The sequence below is a fragment of the Neobacillus sp. 114 genome (genome assembly GCF_030127045.1).
In the GTDB taxonomy this organism is placed as follows: Bacteria; Bacillota; Bacilli; order Bacillales; family Cytobacillaceae; genus Neobacillus; species Neobacillus rhizophilus.
On the sequence record NZ_CP126144.1, the window covers coordinates 3864572 to 3880975 of the forward strand.

13 protein-coding genes and 6 pseudogenes are annotated in these 16404 nt (G+C 37.7%); 5 read left to right on the forward strand and 14 right to left on the reverse strand.

Features of this window, described 5'->3' with window-relative positions:
* Positions 1-143 precede the first annotated feature (143 nt).
* Positions 144-215, forward strand: a pseudogene (locus tag QNN06_RS31440) (DNA-binding response regulator); the annotation flags it as partial.
* A gap of 91 nt (positions 216-306) precedes the next feature.
* Here the strand turns inward: QNN06_RS31440 and QNN06_RS18735 are convergent.
* The 4 genes and pseudogenes from QNN06_RS18735 to QNN06_RS18750 form a co-directional block, all read right to left on the reverse strand.
* A complete protein-coding gene (locus QNN06_RS18735) occupies positions 307-780 on the reverse strand; it encodes a divergent PAP2 family protein (protein WP_213119316.1) in 474 nt (157 codons plus the stop codon).
* A 472-nt stretch (positions 781-1252) separates the two neighbouring features.
* On the reverse strand, positions 1253-1816 hold the full coding sequence (locus QNN06_RS18740) for a glycosyltransferase (protein ID WP_349654946.1): 564 nt from the start codon (positions 1814-1816) through the stop codon (positions 1253-1255).
* Between the two features lie 126 nt (positions 1817-1942).
* A pseudogene (locus tag QNN06_RS18745) lies at positions 1943-2436 on the reverse strand (MGDG synthase family glycosyltransferase); the annotation flags it as partial.
* A gap of 745 nt (positions 2437-3181) precedes the next feature.
* Positions 3182-3694 (reverse strand): GNAT family N-acetyltransferase, encoded by a 513-nt coding sequence (locus QNN06_RS18750; RefSeq protein ID WP_213119315.1) that lies wholly within the window; start codon positions 3692-3694, stop codon positions 3182-3184.
* A gap of 446 nt (positions 3695-4140) precedes the next feature.
* On the opposite strand from QNN06_RS18750, the pseudogene QNN06_RS18755 reads away from it, so the two are divergent.
* From QNN06_RS18755 to QNN06_RS18765, 3 genes and pseudogenes are all read left to right on the forward strand, one after another.
* Positions 4141-5375: pseudogene (locus QNN06_RS18755) on the forward strand (IS110 family RNA-guided transposase).
* A gap of 319 nt (positions 5376-5694) precedes the next feature.
* A complete protein-coding gene (locus QNN06_RS18760) occupies positions 5695-6000 on the forward strand; it encodes a hypothetical protein (protein WP_213119312.1) in 306 nt (101 codons plus the stop codon).
* Positions 6000-7388 (forward strand): annotated as a pseudogene (locus QNN06_RS18765) (IS1182 family transposase); the annotation flags it as partial. The gene QNN06_RS18760 and the pseudogene QNN06_RS18765, both read left to right, overlap by 1 nt.
* A 134-nt stretch (positions 7389-7522) precedes the next feature.
* On the opposite strand, the gene QNN06_RS18770 reads toward QNN06_RS18765, so the two are convergent.
* The 4 genes and pseudogenes from QNN06_RS18770 to QNN06_RS18785 all read right to left on the reverse strand — a co-directional run bounded on the left by QNN06_RS18770 (position 7523) and on the right by QNN06_RS18785 (position 9693).
* Positions 7523-8347, reverse strand: a complete 825-nt coding sequence (locus QNN06_RS18770; protein WP_158176608.1) for an alpha/beta fold hydrolase — start codon at positions 8345-8347, stop codon at positions 7523-7525.
* Between the two features lie 97 nt (positions 8348-8444).
* Positions 8445-8516, reverse strand: a pseudogene (locus QNN06_RS18775) (VOC family protein); the annotation flags it as partial.
* A gap of 34 nt (positions 8517-8550) precedes the next feature.
* On the reverse strand, positions 8551-8883 hold the full coding sequence (locus QNN06_RS18780; protein WP_066303880.1) for an antibiotic biosynthesis monooxygenase family protein: 333 nt from the start codon (positions 8881-8883) through the stop codon (positions 8551-8553).
* A gap of 63 nt (positions 8884-8946) precedes the next feature.
* Positions 8947-9693, reverse strand: a complete 747-nt coding sequence (locus tag QNN06_RS18785) for an SDR family NAD(P)-dependent oxidoreductase (RefSeq protein ID WP_213119311.1) — start codon at positions 9691-9693, stop codon at positions 8947-8949.
* A gap of 168 nt (positions 9694-9861) precedes the next feature.
* Between QNN06_RS18785 and QNN06_RS18790 the strand changes: the two genes are divergently transcribed.
* Positions 9862-10218, forward strand: coding sequence for a winged helix-turn-helix transcriptional regulator (locus QNN06_RS18790; RefSeq protein WP_007085798.1), 357 nt, complete (start codon positions 9862-9864; stop codon positions 10216-10218).
* Between the two features lie 314 nt (positions 10219-10532).
* On the opposite strand, the gene QNN06_RS18795 is transcribed toward QNN06_RS18790, so the two are convergent.
* From QNN06_RS18795 to QNN06_RS31445, 6 genes and pseudogenes are all read right to left on the reverse strand, one after another.
* The gene (locus tag QNN06_RS18795; protein WP_213119310.1) at positions 10533-11552 is read right to left on the reverse strand and encodes a DUF3231 family protein; all 1020 of its coding nucleotides are present in this window, start codon (positions 11550-11552) and stop codon (positions 10533-10535) included.
* 291 nt (positions 11553-11843) lie between these two features.
* Positions 11844-12299, reverse strand: a complete 456-nt coding sequence (locus QNN06_RS18800) for a C40 family peptidase (protein WP_284035723.1) — start codon at positions 12297-12299, stop codon at positions 11844-11846.
* A gap of 401 nt (positions 12300-12700) precedes the next feature.
* Positions 12701-13291 (reverse strand): thermonuclease family protein, encoded by a 591-nt coding sequence (locus QNN06_RS18805; protein ID WP_213119308.1) that lies wholly within the window; start codon positions 13289-13291, stop codon positions 12701-12703.
* Between the two features lie 197 nt (positions 13292-13488).
* Positions 13489-13997: pseudogene (locus QNN06_RS18810) on the reverse strand (hypothetical protein).
* A 25-nt stretch (positions 13998-14022) separates the two neighbouring features.
* A complete protein-coding gene (locus tag QNN06_RS18815) occupies positions 14023-15066 on the reverse strand; it encodes a DUF3231 family protein (protein ID WP_213119307.1) in 1044 nt (347 codons plus the stop codon).
* Between the two features lie 375 nt (positions 15067-15441).
* The gene (locus QNN06_RS31445) at positions 15442-15540 is read right to left on the reverse strand and encodes a putative holin-like toxin (RefSeq protein WP_378582383.1); all 99 of its coding nucleotides are present in this window, start codon (positions 15538-15540) and stop codon (positions 15442-15444) included.
* Positions 15541-16404: the final 864 nt, after the last annotated feature.

Consider the following 16404-nt stretch of genomic DNA (forward strand, 5'->3'; position numbering starts at 1 on the left):
AATCCCCTTCATCTAGAAATGAAAGTAAAAGATCAAAATTAAAAACGAAACACCCATTAAAAACTGGGCAACTTAAGTATAGCCATTTAAACTTACTGTTTTCTGAATAAAACATTAAAATATCCTTAAAATGAAAAAACAATGGAGCAAATGACTTTGTAACAAAACCTTTTGAAATTGAAGAACTTTTAGCTCGAATTAGTGGCTGTTTACGAAATATAAAATCTTAATTTCATAAATCTCTATAAACAAGAGTCAGATATAAAAAAATGACCAAACTTATGAGGTCATTTTTTTATATCTTAATTATTTAAATGGATAGAAATAAAAAGTTAAAACAGCAACTAAAATTCCTGTAATGACTCCAAAGAACACTTCAGCGGGTTTATGTCCTAACAATTCTTTTAATTTTGCTCTGTACTCTGTTTTCTCTAAATTGGGATCTTTAAGAGCTACAATTAAACGATTGAAATCAACTAGTAATTTATTTAAGACTTCTGCATGATAACCAGCATGCCTTCGAACCCCAGTAGCATCGTACATCACGATTAGGGAAACCATAAGGGCTATTGCAAAATCATTTGAATAAATACCTGAAGTTATTCCAACCGCTGTAGTCAAAGCGATAATTGTAGCTGTATGAGAACTGGGCATACCACCTGTACTAAACATCAATTTCCATTTTAATTCCCTTGATGTTAAAAAATGAATTGGGATTTTTACAAATTGAGCAATTAGCATACCTAAAAGAGAAGCTAATATGGGATAAGATAAAAACATTTTTCCTCCTAATGCTTAAAAAGATATTTAAATAAAAATGTTAATATAGAAATAATCTTACAAAAAATGGAATCATTTAAAAAGTCGAAGTTTTAATTACTAAAATAGATCAATAAATGTAAATATTAATTCTACTTTCTTCTTTACCACTGTTTGTTGTAACGTTCACCGCACCGGTTATGAGAAGTTTTTCACCGGAATCATGGGAGGACTGTCACCCTACAATTTCCTGCAACAATACCTTTTTTAGGAATAAGCCAAATGGACGGTTCTAGTACTATAATCCGTCAATTCTTGAATAGGTCATACCTTTTCTTGATAGTTCTTTAAAGACTTCTTTTAATGCATGGATGGTATTCAGCTCCGATCCCCATACCCGCAGTTAGGATAAAGGGAACCAACCAGTACAATGTCAGTAAGAGAACCACCAGAAGAAGAATCTTAGTCATTTACTGAACGCTCCTTTATTGACTTAATAACTAAGCGAATACATAAAATCCTTTATAGGATACTGGTTTTCCTTTGTTCGATTAATTGCCTCAATGACTTCAACCAACGCAAACGCAGCTTCTTTAGGATGAAATCGTTTTGAATTTCCTCTCATCTCTTGTAGTAGTTTCGCATTGCACAGTATTTTGGTTAAAAGATCAGTTAATTCATGCTCATTTTTTGCCTCTATTGCCACACCGGATCGAACTAAAAAATTAGCGTTATCCTGCTCTTGACCAGGAATTGGTTTATAAAGCAGCATAGGTAATTTCATGGCAATCGCCTCAAACGTAGTGACTCCTCCCGGTTTTGTAATCATAACATCGGAAATAGCCATGATCTCGTGAACATAATGTATATAACCAGTCACATGAACCAGATGTTTGGAATCCTTTAGCATTTCTTTCAATTGAATTTGAAGTTTTTCATTATACCCACAAACAATAAACAACTGTACTTGCTTGGGTATTTCTTCAAACTGTTGAAATGTAGAAACACCTTCACCAATCAGGCCATAACCACCTCCCATTACCAAAACCGTAGGCATATGACAATCTAAACCATACTTCTCGCAAATTTTCTCGCGGTTAAAAGTTTGAAAAAATTGCTGTCGAATCGGAATCCCTGTAACTGTAATCTGATCGTCTTCCACACCTAATTTTATCAGTGCTTCACTAACTGCTTTAGAGCCGACGAAATATTGATCTGTATTAGGATAAATCCAACTGCTATGATCGGTATGATCAGTAATCGTTGTCACGGATATACATTGCTTAAGCCATAGGATTTTAACTTTGATATTACAGCGGCCGCTAATGGAAAAGTACTGACTACAACGGTTGGCTGAACTTCATCGATTAAGGTTTTCATTCGTCCAATTCCAGTTGATAAAATCTTCTTCATCATGTTTGATAAAGTGTTCATTTTGCGTGTTTTTTGATAAATATAGCCATAGATTTCCGGAAAATTTTTCACTCCCTGCAAAAATAAGAAACGGCTAACCTGATTAGAATAGGGGTGGACCCATTCCATAAAATCAACAATTACAGATTCTAGGGTAGGAAATCGAATTTGTATAGCTTCTTGTAGAGCATTGGCTACTTGAACATGACCTGCTCCATAATTTCCAGTTAGAATTAATATCTTTTCCTTTTTTGCTACCTTCATCGATTTCCACTCCTTAAAATGGTATCTTTATACTTATCACTATATCGAGTACATTCCCTTCCTAATATTAGATTTGCCAATTGTTCTGCATTTTTATTTATTCTGGTACTTCTATATATAACCAGCCTTTATTTCCACGTGGTCTATAAAAAAGAAAAAGTAGTGAAGCTAGGGATCTTCAGAAAGGCTAGGTTTTTGGGCCGTTTTGGATAATGATCCCGATCAGGATGGATTTTTTCACTTTGAAGATATCAAGATCGTCTTTGACGGTGATAAAATCCCTTTACTTGGTGGTCGGACAAAAAGAAAATAAACAACACAACTAAATGACTAACCTTTTTCGACTGTACTTCTGTACTTCTGTACATCCGCAAGACCTCCCAGGTTAAGACAACTATCTTTCCTCTTTTACTCGCCTGATTTACTCTACAAAGTTACGCACATCTTTTGGACTTTAACTTGCTTGGGAGCCTAATCCCTTTATAGAGCCTTAGTATCAGACTTCTGTTCGTCGAGTCAAGATTTTATTCCACGCTTCCTCCAGCCCTTACCTCACGATAAGTACCTTACGCTTCCTTAGTGGTTGGTCCATGTGTACCCCCACAGTGGACTTTCACCACCTAGATAGTTGCCATGCCTGGCACACCAAGAAAAAGAGCCGCCACCGCAGCCCTTTGTTAAACTCACGCTACCCGTTTGTTTAAGTACCTTTCTTCACAAAGTTTTTTTAAAACTGAAAAATCAGCTATTCTCCAATTAAGTTATAACGCCAATTATTGCACCTCATAAAGCTTCCTGGAGGATATTCAAATTCGCATTCAGTGATTAACTGAAAGTCAAGCCTCCGACAAATTGCATTAGAAGCAGGATTATCAATCGATGGGAATGCGTGTATGTATTTATATTTGTTCTCATTAGATGCTTCTTCTATTGCTAACTTTACTGCTTTTGTAGCTATTCCTTTCCCTTGATAGGGGGTTAGAACACTCCATCCAGTTTCATATACACTTTCATTATTCAAAGTAGTCTGCCAGTACCCCACAGAACCTACTGATTCTAATTCTGGCAACAATATTATGCTGAACATACGTCCTCTATTACCAAGTTCTAGATATCGTTTATGTCGTTTCAAAATCTGCTCTTTACTCTCTGGACCTCCAAGATGCTGCATCATTTTTGGAGCGTTTATTCGAAAAAGTAAATCAAGGTCATTATCCTCCCAAGGCTTTATCTGAATGGTATGGTTGCTTGCTTCCAAATATTCTTCATCCCCTCAATACTTATTATTTACTCTTTCTTTACTAAATCTAAAATTCCTCTATTTAATGATTTTGTTGTTTAACCTGCTTCGTAGTTTAATAAGAAAAAAACGCCAACCCAAGTAAGGCTGACGCTATATTGGCCTAATTCTCGACCTTCACCCCGACAATGCAACTCTCATTAAAGCACCCGTTCGTATTATAAGGTCAGCCAGATATTTCTGGTTGACCATTTTTTATATGGTTTTATGATAACGGTAGCCGGGGTAGAACGTAAGCACCCGTGGGGCTTAGATCCCGTCAAGTAAACAGTTCGCCCCCTACTTGTAGAAACATGTTTGAGGCTGGTTGGGACGTAGATCTCGTATAACAAGCGAAGCTATGATACTACAAGAAGGATTAGGGGTACCGGTGAATTAATTTTATTAGAGGAGGAGATTTAATAATGAATCCAGTCATTGGTCTGGATGTAGCTAAAGGAGAAAGTCAGGTTCAAGCTTACTTGGAAAAGAAAAAGCCATACAAAAGTAGTTTTAAAGTAGCCCATACCCTTGAAGGACTAGAAAAATTACATCAATTTCTTAAAGAAATTGAAAGTTTAACTGGGGTTAAACCTCCGATTGTACTCGAAGCTACAGGGCATTATCATACACCTGTTGTCCAGTATTTTGAGGACAGAAATTATTTGTTAATCATTGTTAATCCATTAATCTCTTATCGGGCAAAGAGCTCAAGTTTACGCAAAGTAAAAACAGATATAATCGATGCTAATCATCTATGTGAACTGTACTATAAGGAGGACTTAGAACCTTATAAAAAACGTGGGATCCAACTATTAAACCTTCGTAATTTGACAAGACAACACGAAAGTCTAACAAGTATTGTCGTTCAAATAAAACTACAATTCCAAACAATTCTTGATCAGGTTTTCCCTGAATTTAAAGGTGTTTTTGGGGACCTATATTCAGTTGTTTCTTTACAATCTTTGTTAGAGTACCCCACATCTAACGATGTACTTTTAGCTGGCGAAGAAACTTTAGCAGCTAAAATCAATGAGTTATGTAAAAGTCGTTCTTATAAGTGGGCTGAAACAAAGGCAAAGAAACTTATAGCTGCAGCAGAAAGGAATCCTTTTCAGGAAACCTTATATCAAAGCCATATTTTAACCCTAGAAATGTATATTAAAATGCTTTTAGAAAATCAAAAGCACCTATCTACGTTCGAGGAAGAGATAGATGCTTTAGCAAAAGAAATCAAAGAATATAAGATTATCCAATCAATCCCTGGTATCGGAGAAAAAATCGCGGCAACGATTATTTCTGAAATCGGTGAGATTGATCGGTTTAATCACCCTAAAAGCTCGTAGCATTTGCCGGAATTGACCCCAGTATTTTTGAGTCTGGTAGATTCAAGGGAACCGTCAACAGAATCACTAAAAGGGGGTCCAGTAGATTACGGCATGCTTTGTTTATGGCTGTTAAATGTGCCATTCGTGATTGTCGTAAAAAGAAAACGACAGATAATATCATACCCCGAAATAAGCGATTACGGGAGTTCTATGATAAGAAACGCGAAGAAGGAAAGCCTTATAAAGTAGCAATAATAGCTTGTGCAAATAAGCTTTTACAATGGATATATGCACTTTTAAAAAGCAGTTCCACTTTCCAGGATATAGCTTAAAACAAAAATAAAACCAAAAAATACAAAACCTTCCAATAGTTAGGATTAGGAAGGTTATTTGGCATGAACATTTTTAGTATAGCATGAAATATTTTAAGTTTTTATTGAAAAATGTTGGCAAACTATTAGCTGGTTTAGTTTAAGTGAAATTATTCACATTGTCATAAATTTTAAACCTTAAAAATGGATGGGGCTGTCCCAAAAGTCATTAAAAAATGACTTTGGTGGCAGCCTTTTTTCTACTTATAAATACAAAAAAATCGTCCTCTATTATAAAATGAAGTTACCACACAACACTTTAATAGGAGGACGATTTTCTATGAGTAATCAAATGATCACTACCCAAAATTATACCATCGAACAGACTTCTCTTCCATTATCAATTGAGGAAAAACCATTCCAACCTAAGACGGATGTGGATTCCTCAAATACAGACCGCAACCACTTCAAACCAGTGTTTATCCCTTACAACAACCAACAAGGCATGGCTATCTTCGACCTTCAGGGATTGATCCCTGAACATCATGTTGCCCGTGTCATCGACCGCATGGTCGAGTCCATTGAGGATAATATTTCTACCAACACTATAAAGGCGGTGGACGAAGCTCCTATCATCCGAAAATGATGGTGAAGGTGCTTTTGTATGCCTATTCCCAGAAGGTCTATTCCTGCCGGGAGATTGCGAAGCTGCTGGAGGAGAACATTCCCGCCATGTGGCTCGCGGCGATGCAAAAACCCGACTACCGGACAATCAATCGTTTTCGAACCCACCAGATGGCGGAACTTTTGCCTTCCCTTTTTGAGGAGATGATTCTCAAACTGATGGAGGAAAAGTTCATCACCCTGGAAAACTACTTCCTCGACGGTACGAAAATTGAGGCCAATGCCAATAAACATACGTATGTTTGGAAAAAAGCTATCAATAAAAATGAAACGAAGCTTTTGGCGAAAATCGAGGAAATGTACCAACAGATCCAGTCCGTTGCGAATCGGGAGAATGAAGACCTCCACGCGGAGGAGTCTAAGAAAGAATTAACGGTTGAGCAAAAGCTTCAAATGATCGAATCCGTCCTGGAGGAGGAAGTCGAACGGAAAAAGGTAGATTGGGAAACGGAGACCGAAAAGGAAGTCAGGAAGGAAAAGCGGCGTGTACTTGGAGGATTGAAAAAGTCATTGAAACTTGTCCGGGAGAACTTCATCCCCCGCTATCTGAAATACCAACACCAAAAAGAACTACTCGGCGACCGTAACAGTTATTCCAAAACCAATCCCGATGCAACTTTCATGCGGATGAAGGATGAGCATATGAAGAATGGTCAGCTCAAGCCCGGTTATAATGTTCAGATGGCCACTGAAAATCAATTCATCCTGTTCTATTCGGTCCATCAACGTCCGACTGATACACGTTGCCTGATTCCGCATCTTGAAGCCTACCGGCAAACAAACCTTCCTATGCCAAAGAGAGTGGTTGCCGATGCAGGTTACGGCAGCGAAGAAAACTATCGCTACTTGATTGGGGACAGCGAGACAGAACCGATTGCCGAATTCCTCATTCCGTACAATACATATTTGAAGGAAAAAACAAAGGGCTATCGGAACAATCCATACAATGCAAAGAATTGGGATTATGTAGAAGAGGACGACTTGTTCATTTGTCCGAACGGCCGCCGTGTTCCCTTCAAGAAGTACATGAAGAAAAAGAATGCCTCCGGCTTTGTACAGGACTTCAAAATCTACGAATGTGAAGACTGTAGTGATTGTCCACTGAAGGCCTTGTGCACAAAGGCGAAGGGGAACCGGCAGGTTCACTGGAACCCAGTTTATGAAGAATTAAAAGAGACGGCAAAGAAAGCCCTTGAAGATGAAACCCTTAAACATGTCTATTCCCGCAGAAAGATTGAAGTGGAGACAGTTTTTGGAAATCTCAAGGGCAATTTGGCGTTCCGTCAATTCCTGCTTCGGGGACTTGAAAAGGTCCAAACGGAATTTGGCATACTGGCAATAGCCCATAACTTGCTGAAAGTGGTGGGCCTATTGTGCAGAAACCACCTTATAAAACGAAAAATCAAAAAAGAAGGTGGAGAAAAACGATTTATTTTTCTCCACCTTCTTCATTTTAGGGACTTTTTAGACAGCCCCTTCATTATTTATGAATTCACCATAGAACTTGCAAGTTCTTCAATTACTTTTGCTGTTTTTACTACATCTTCCGCAACTAATAAGTGCGTGCAGTTTTCAAACGGAATCACTTCAGAATTCGGAATCTGTTCCTTCATGTATTCCGCTGTTTCTTTTGAGTAAAGTGTACTCTTTTCTCCATACACAATTTGTGTTGGTACAGTGATTTGTGGTAACACGTCACGATAATCGCCAACTGCCATCGCATGCCACATTGCCGCTAATACATGAGGGGTATTGCCGTTGACTACTAAATTGAGCTGCTCTTCCATCATTTCACCAGTCAAGTATGGGACGGTCACTTTAAAGAAAGGCTTTGCGAATTCCATCAAGCTATCATTGATCACTGTCAAATCATTCAATGAGTCTTCCCGCGTATATTTACCGTGATAAAGACCTAAATTCCAATCCTCTTCATTGACTAATTTTGGTGTCATGTCGAACAACGATACGGCCTTCAATCTGGATACACCGAAGTTTTTTACATACTCGAATGTCGTAGAAACCCCCATCGAGTGTCCAACTAATGTGACATTCATCAAGTTAAGATGCTCCATTAGTTCTTCCAAATCGGAAGCGAATCTCTTCAATGTCAAACCATGCTCCGGGCGATCAGAAGCGCCATGTCCTCTCAAATCAAAAGACACTACATTGAACTTTTTGCTCAATTCTTCAAATGGTTGATCGAATGCTGTATGATCCGATGACCAGCCATGGACGAGCACAATCGGTTGTCCTTCTCCTTTTTGCTGATAATACAATTTGACGCCGTCACTTGTTTCGAAAAATGCCATGATGCTTTCCTCCTTCTAGTAGGTCTCAACATAAAGTTGTTGTTAAATTGTTTATAAAAACACTTTATTGCATAACTTTTTCTACCATAAATAAAGTTTACTCCTGCATTATCTGAATAAGGTTGCCGCATGTATCGTCGAAGACAGCTATTGTGACTTCGCCCATTTGTACAGCTGTAGATGCTATTTCTCATTTATAAAAATTAATATGCATTCGTTATATGACTTCCCCATTCACGGTTAGGTTGCAACCAGCTAACGCTTCTTTCCACAATTAAATCATCCAGTCTTACTTCGTAATCCTTGCGGTATGGTTTAGTAAATTCTTCATCAAGCCAGCTATCTCTCGTGCCTTTCCATGTTTCATAAATGAGCAGTTCATCCGGTTGATCCAGATTATCCGAAACAATAGCGCTAATAAATGCCTTTTCGGATGACATCTCCTCAATTAGAGAAAATAGCTCCTTGCGGAATTCTTCTTTCTTCCCTGGTTTAGCCTTAAAACGAATATTGAGTTGAACTTGTTGATTGGTCATATTGACTCCTCCTATAAATTTTATATTTTGCGGCGACCTTATAGTAATCTCTGCGCAGTGAAATTATACCTGTGCTAGCCCGCCATCTACGAACAATTCAACACCCGTCAAGTAACTGCTTTCGTCTGAAGCAAGGAAAGATACAGCGTTTGCTACTTCTTCAGGTGTCCCAATTTTTCCAGCTGGAACAGTATTTCTGCTATTTTCCAGTACCTCTTCAAGTGCATCACCAAAAAGCTCATCGTATGCAGGTGTAAGAATACCTCCTGGACTAACCACATTTACACGGATTTCAGTACCTTTTAGGTCAAGAATCCAGTTGCGAACTAGTGCTCTTAATGCTGCTTTAGATGCTCCATATACACTAAACGCTGGGTTGCCAATTGATCCAGCAGTAGAGCCCGTTACAATAATAGAACCTACTTTGTCCGGGAAAAGTGATAACGCTTTTTGAACAGTAAAGATGGTTCCTTTAACGTTAATGTCGAACGTTCTATCAACCTGCTCTTCAGTAATTTCACCTAATGGAAGGAAGTTTCCAATTCCTGCATTAGCAAAAAGAATGTCCAACTTACCTTTTTCCTGCTTTATAAGGTCATATAGTTTGTCTAAGTCTTCAAGCTTAGAAATATCCCCTTGTACACCGGTTACGTTCTTACCAATTTGGTTAACAGCTTTATCAAGTTCGTTTTGTCTGCGTCCCGTGATATAAACATATGCACCTTCGTTTACAAACTTTTGTGCTGTAGCAAGACCAATCCCACTTGTTCCACCCGTTACAAGCGCTATTTTACCTTCAAATTTACCCATACTTAACACTCCTTTAGTATTAATTTTATTTTAAGTCTAATACCTTTAAAAACTTGAAGAACAACTTACAAGATATAGTATCCTTCAGTAAGCACATTAATGGAAGTACCCACTTTTTTGTGATATAGTAACTAAAAAGTAATAAATGTGGAATGGAGAGGTTTAGACTTGAAAAAATTTAGTTGTGGTTTTGAAGTGACAAAGGAAGTTATTGGCGGAAAATGGAAAGGTCTTGTATTATACTTTTTAATGAATGGACCAAAGAGAACGAGTGAATTAAAGCGCATTGTCCCAAATATAACTCAGAAAATGCTGATTCAAACACTTAGAGAGCTTGAAGACAGTGGACTTGTGAGCAGAAAGATGTATAATCAAGTACCACCGAAGGTTGAATATTCATCCACTGAACTTGGAGAATCTCTTAAACCTATCTTGCAGGAGCTCTGTCAATGGGGAAGCCATTATGCGGAGCAAGAGTATGCAGAAGGTGAATTTGAAATCGCACAACCAGAAGAGGCTTCTTAATGAGGAAACCAACTTATAACACCTTATATGTAAGGTATTTTATTGTTGTACTAAGATTTGTCCAAATCCTTTAATGTAGAATCTAATAATATTGGTTCCGATTCAAATATTGATAGAAGGTCAATTTAATCTGGGAATATTGGCATTTTCGCATCACCTTTTAACTACTATTTAACATCGTCTTATTGAACAAAACTGCCCGTTAGTTTAAGTGAAACCCTTCACAATATATCAGGAAAGTAGATACCTAAATCCTAATGGAAATGAAAAAAGTCCTTACGCTTATTTTTACAGAAGGACTTTAAATATGTTTATTATTGATTCTTTTTCCTAATTAGTTCATCTCTATCCGATGCCATTGGAGGCTGTTCCAACCATCCATTTTTTATCATAATATTAGCTCCATCTTCAGCAAACAACTGCACTTCTAGGGATAGCCTGTTATACATGGCACTAATATCACCTCTTGGACTTTGACTGACAGCTGTACCGTAATACCCTACGCTCAAAGTAACCAAACCAGATGTGTAGAACATCATAAGTTTGTCCGAAAATGTATACGCTGTACTATTAGTTATTTCTGAGTCCCATCCCATAGGTGCAGGGAGTTTACTTTCCTCTAATTTACTTCTAAATAATTTAATATGTTTATTCCCAATTTCTAATCCTTTTAAAAAGAATTGTTTTACATCCTTATTTTGCGCAACCTGACTAAATCCAATGAGTGTCGCAATTCCCAAAGCGTTTCTTTGGAGATTGGCAAATAAATTGTCTACTTCAGCAGCAGTTAATGGTCTTTTCTCTCCAAACACATCTAACATAAACCATTGCTTTTTCACAAATTCAACCTTTTCTAAATTAGGCAAGCTGGGAGACCTGATAAATAATCCTTTTGACAATAATAATTCCGTTGAATTTTTATATAATTGCATGGTTTCGTCTAGGCAATCCATATAATAGTTCCGAATGTCCTCTCTTACAGATGCTGCTACACTACCAGCATACGACGTGAGACCAATCTTAGACATTTGGGTTATAAAATTAAGTACAAAACTGTCAGAATAAAGTCTAGGAGCGGATAAATCTACATCCTCATTTATACTAAAACCATATGGAACTACATTTTTTTCCTCTGTTAAAATAGCTGTAATCTTTTGGATATGTGATTGAGATAAATCTAAAGCATATTTAATTAGAGGCTTAATTTCTTCATCTTCAGCTTTTTCTAAAAAAAACGAAAGAACACATATGCTTGAGCTATCGTTTAAGTATTGTATCCAAAGTTGAGCAATTTCACCCGCTGTCAGCCTGATCTGGTTTCCTTTTTCCTCCATAAGTAACCTCCAAAAAAGATATACTAAAAAATAACTTCCCCTTAAATTACGTATAGTATGTATTAATTACCTTTAAAACCCAACCGTGTAAGCACCCCAAAAGTCAGAATTCAGCTCTAACTTTTGGGGTCAGTACAGAAGCGCAGCTCTTTTCACTCTTGCCCCCCGTTTATTTAATAAGAGCTTAACCCTCAAAATTTTCAATTACTTTCAAAAACCCTATTTTAGGAGTAGTTTTTTAAGTTAAGAAAAATACTATTAAATGAAAAAGACCATCGTCATCGATGGTCTTTATACTCGCTTTGCTCCAATATATCTAGGATGCCAATATGGGTTGCTTGTGTAGGTGATAATGACCCCTTTTGATGAGGATGCCATGATCATTTTCCCGTATCCGATATAGATAGCAACATGGGTAGGTGCACTTGCTTTGGATGGTCCATAGAACAGTAAATCACCGATCTGCAAATTAGATGGTCGATATCCGTTTCCATAGTACATTTGGGCTGCAGTACGATTAAGTGTTCTTCCAGCTTTTCCGTAAGAATACTTTACAAGACCTGAACAGTCAAATCCGCTTGGCGACATCCCGCCCCATCGATAAGGAACCCCGATATTAGATTTCGCAATCGAAACCGCTGCTGTATGATAATTATAAGTTGCTGCTTCCGCGTTATCACCCTTGGCGGCGAACAAAGAGCCACAAGAAGCTAAGATAGTAAAGGCTACGATGAATTTCTCTAGCATGATTGTTTCCTCCTAGTGTGATTTGATAGGTTCACTATACTAGAAAGGTATAACAGACTCATCACAACAATATGATAATCTCATTACAAAGTTATTCTAATATAATCATAAAACGCTAAATAATTATTTTTTGCATGTTCAGAGCTGCTTTCTTTTTGCTATTAACCTGCCCTCTTTAGCTAAATAAGAAAAGCGATTGCTCTTATTGAACAATCGCCCCCTTTAGCAAAATAAGAAAATGAATTTCAACTCAACTCGTTACACCCTGAGTAAATAATTTACTTCCTAATTGAAAAAGTTTTGGAATGTAGAGAGTACTCTCTCTAAAATATTGGGGATATTAACCATCATTTTCGTTAATCAACACTCAATTTGTACATGCAACAGAAAACCAAATTTTATTAATCTAAACACCCATTAAATCCCCAGTTCGTCACAAACCCCGGACTGCTCCAGATGTTAGCTTTGTTGCGTATCGCTAGCCGTTCATCGTCCCTAAATAAAGTTAGATATTTATAGGGAGGATTCATCACGTAAGCCACCCGCGCGAATCCTTCCTTCAACAGGCTTTCTTGAACCGACTTTCCATCGACATACACATAGGCGAGCAGCCGACCGTAGGAATCCCTTGTGTTCCCCTCTTCCAATACCAAAGTTAAGACTCCTGACTTCATTTGCTCGTCATTCCTTGAAAAAGCTTCTTTCGCATAGGGCTGGGTGCACATTCCCGGCTTTTTCGATTCCGGTGTATCAATCAATAAATAGCGGACCGCTTCAACTTTTCCGTTTACTCTTGCACGGATTGTATCTCCATCGATGGTTTCTACTAGAACCGCCGGTACCCGCTTCTGTGTATAAAACTCAGACGCTATTGCTGGAGTTGTTTCCCTATTCTGTTGAACGCTGCTCCATTCGTTTTGGAGGGATCCCGGCTGCAATGCCAGAAGGGCTGCTCCTGCGACAAGGGTCATGCCGGCTATTTGCTTTTTCATTAAGCTTCCCCTCCTCCCCGCACAGGCAAATTCTTAAACCGTTTTCACCACTTATTTAGTGAAATGAATCGAAAAAGGAAAGGGTCGAAAGAAAAAACTTTTTTGACATGGCGAACTTGTGAAACAGAATGAAACTCCTTTCTATAGGAGATAAAAAGACGCCCATACTAAAAAAGGGAACGCAAAAAAAGTGTACCTTAAATCCGGTACACTTTTACTATAAATTTTTGCCTTTTTAATAATGCTTTTAATACTATACCTATGACAACACCTGGAATCACGCATAACTTTGTAAACCAAACTGTTCCCAAGGAAACCCCCAATAACTTTACTTTTGCTGAATACATATGGCCCACAACGAAAAATGCACATAGAAAAAAGGGTAAGAACGAATAAGGTTCTTTACCTCCACCTGCATCTTTAAATGAATCCCACATTGCAAAAAATAGACACAAGGATAATACATCAGCCACTGGTAATCGGTCTTGTCAATGGCGCTTTCGATTTCACCGTTAAAACTAAATAAGATTAATTCATTAAAATGAGATTGACCATTAATAAGAAATTCTAATGATATAAATATGATTCCTTTAAAGTATTTTTCATTCAGTAATTGACCCAATCCAGGGAGTGAGATACTCCATAACAATTTTTTTTTGGATTCAAATCTTTCTAACCTTTTTCTTTTAGATTTTTTAGAACACATCGTTAGACTTCGGGAATATGGATGGTTACTCTTTTTTTGCTAACTTATTTCTTTCAATGGCATAGGGGGGCTGCTCCATCCAACCGTTCTCCACCATGATCTCTGCTGCATCTTCAACAAATGATGCAAGGCTCAATAATGACTTTGTGTACATAAGCCCTATATCATGTCTACCATTTACTGCCTCAGAATTTCCAAATGCCCTAATTTTCATGGAGAACATATCCATCTTATGAAACAACATTAATTTATCTGAAAATGGAGCAAAAGTTGATTTTGTAACCAAATGGTCAAGATAAGATGGCGTAGGCAAATCTTCTTTATGGAGTTTTTCCATGTAGGTTTCAACATTTTTATGAGTCATTTTCTTCCCGCGAATAAACAGCTCTCGAATCCTTTCCGATTTTACCACTTGGCTAAAAGCCATAATGAGTGCTTTACTTGTTACATTATTTTCAATATTGTCGTAAAGGTGAGTAACTTCTAACGCGTGTAATGGCCGTACATCTCCCAAAAACCCATTTAAAAATTCTTTTTGAACAAATTCCACTTTATCGGGTACTGGAATAATAGGGGGTTTGATAATAAGACCTTTACCCATTAATATCTCTTTGATTTGTTTCATCAAATCAATGGTGGAATCCAAACAATAAATAAAAAACTCTTCTACATCCTTTCTATAAACAAGCGGTATGGCAATGTGATATATACTTAACCCCGCTTTGGCAGCATATTTAAGATAATGAACATAGTATTCATCTTCAAATAAACGAGGAGCACCAACGTTGAGATCTTCCTCTACTGAAAAACCTTTCGGAATCGGGAAATTTTCCTTCTTGAATATCGCTTCTGTTTTTTTCATAAAATCCGTGCTTAATTTTAATGCGTTCTCTAATAATGTCTTAATATCTTGATCCTCAACATGTTGAAGGAAATAGCGTAAAATGCATCCTGACATGCTGTTACCCATAAAGGTCGCCCAGAGTTTACCCATTTCTGCTGAAGTAAGATTTTCGGTTAGGTCCGTTTTTTGTGAACTTATATTAATTGGCATTAGTGGCGGTTCCATTATGAAGAATCTCCCTTCTCGAGTTTTGAGTTAGTATTCTCCTCCATGCAAATCATATTCAGGTGTCACTTAATCTTAATTAATCAAAAGGATTACAAAAAAAGATAATGAGAAATAACTTTTCTGTACAAAATATTTCAACAGGACTGATCTTAAACATCAAAATGGCAACTCCCTCGTATACTCTTTTTTATTTGTAAAATACCAATTTATTGCATATAATAAAGATATACAGAGTAGCATAAAAAAGGGATACCAGCTCCAACTGGCATCCCTAATATACAGCCACACTGCATGAAGTGCAGTGACCGCCAAGCTATATTATGAGCAAAGAAGTAACCTTACCCTTTTACACTGGCAGGTGCGGGGGGAAGGTTACTTTTTTTTGAAGAGAGCTATTAACACTGAGATGAACGTTAGAATGAACATTCCAAACCCAAACATCAGAGTCATTGCTTCGACAAAAGTAACCATCAGTGGCCTCACCCCCCTTCAAAGGAAGTCGGTTAATACCACCACCTTCCAAAAAAGAAAGTTAGCGGCCACGGCTCACCCCACTATGCAGCTGTACATCTTTATTATATCATTCGCCCCTGTCTAGCCACAATTTTTATCATTATGTAAATGTTTTTTGAACTTTGTCATTAATGGTGAATGAGCAAAAATATGGTCAGTCCCCCAGTTCATTCAAAGCGTTAATTGACCGGAAACTGCACCCAAGATTCAAGATTACTATCTTACCGTTCGAAACAGCACAGTTTTCCCCTCCATTATCCATTATCCCTTTTACTACACGCGATGCTCAAATTCTACTAAGTGTATTTTCCTAAATAAGCGGATTTCCTCACATAGTTTGCAATCGACGCAATTTGCTGGGATAAACTTAATCTAATGACGCAATTTGCTGCTTATTAGATATGCATGTCGGTGGGACAGAGAATTTTACATGTTCCGCACTTATTTTTAAGGTGCTCTCTTTCCTTAAGCTTACGAGCAGAATAGACCCTTTTTTAACGGTGCATCACTTTTCATGCGGTCACAGGCAAAATAGACCTCCTTATTTTTACCAGTACCACGCTTTTCTCACGCTCACGGGCAGAATAGGCGGCCTATTTTTACCAGTACGACACTTTTCTTGCGCTTATGGGCAGAATAGACCGCTTTTTTTTACCGGTGCGTCACTTTTCTTGTGCTCTCGGGCAAAATAGACCTCCTTATTTTTACCAGTACCACGCTTTTCTCACGCTCTCGGGCAGAATAGGCGGCCTATTTTTACCAGTACGACACTTTTCTTACGCTTTAGGGCAGAATAGACCGCTTTTTTTTACCGGTGCGTCA

Bases quoted from the DNA above. Each gene is read 5' to 3' on its own strand.
- QNN06_RS18795 (WP_213119310.1), bottom strand. From the start codon at position 11,552: ATGGAGGAAAAAGGAAACCAGATCAGGCTGACAGCGGGTGAAATTGCT.
- QNN06_RS18770 (WP_158176608.1), bottom strand. From the start codon at position 8,347: ATGGCATTTTTCGAAACAAGTGACGGCGTCAAATTGTATTATCAGCAA.
- QNN06_RS18735 (WP_213119316.1), bottom strand. From the start codon at position 780: ATGTTTTTATCTTATCCCATATTAGCTTCTCTTTTAGGTATGCTAATT.
- QNN06_RS31445 (WP_378582383.1), bottom strand. From the start codon at position 15,540: ATGGTTACTTTTGTCGAAGCAATGACTCTGATGTTTGGGTTTGGAATG.
- QNN06_RS18805 (WP_213119308.1), bottom strand. From the start codon at position 13,291: ATGAAAAAGCAAATAGCCGGCATGACCCTTGTCGCAGGAGCAGCCCTT.
- QNN06_RS18780 (WP_066303880.1), bottom strand. From the start codon at position 8,883: ATGACCAATCAACAAGTTCAACTCAATATTCGTTTTAAGGCTAAACCA.
- QNN06_RS18785 (WP_213119311.1), bottom strand. From the start codon at position 9,693: ATGGGTAAATTTGAAGGTAAAATAGCGCTTGTAACGGGTGGAACAAGT.
- QNN06_RS18740 (WP_349654946.1), bottom strand. From the start codon at position 1,816: ATGCCTACGGTTTTGGTAATGGGAGGTGGTTATGGCCTGATTGGTGAA.
- QNN06_RS18800 (WP_284035723.1), bottom strand. From the start codon at position 12,299: ATGCTAGAGAAATTCATCGTAGCCTTTACTATCTTAGCTTCTTGTGGC.
- QNN06_RS18760 (WP_213119312.1), top strand. From the start codon at position 5,695: ATGAGTAATCAAATGATCACTACCCAAAATTATACCATCGAACAGACT.
- QNN06_RS18815 (WP_213119307.1), bottom strand. From the start codon at position 15,066: ATGGAACCGCCACTAATGCCAATTAATATAAGTTCACAAAAAACGGAC.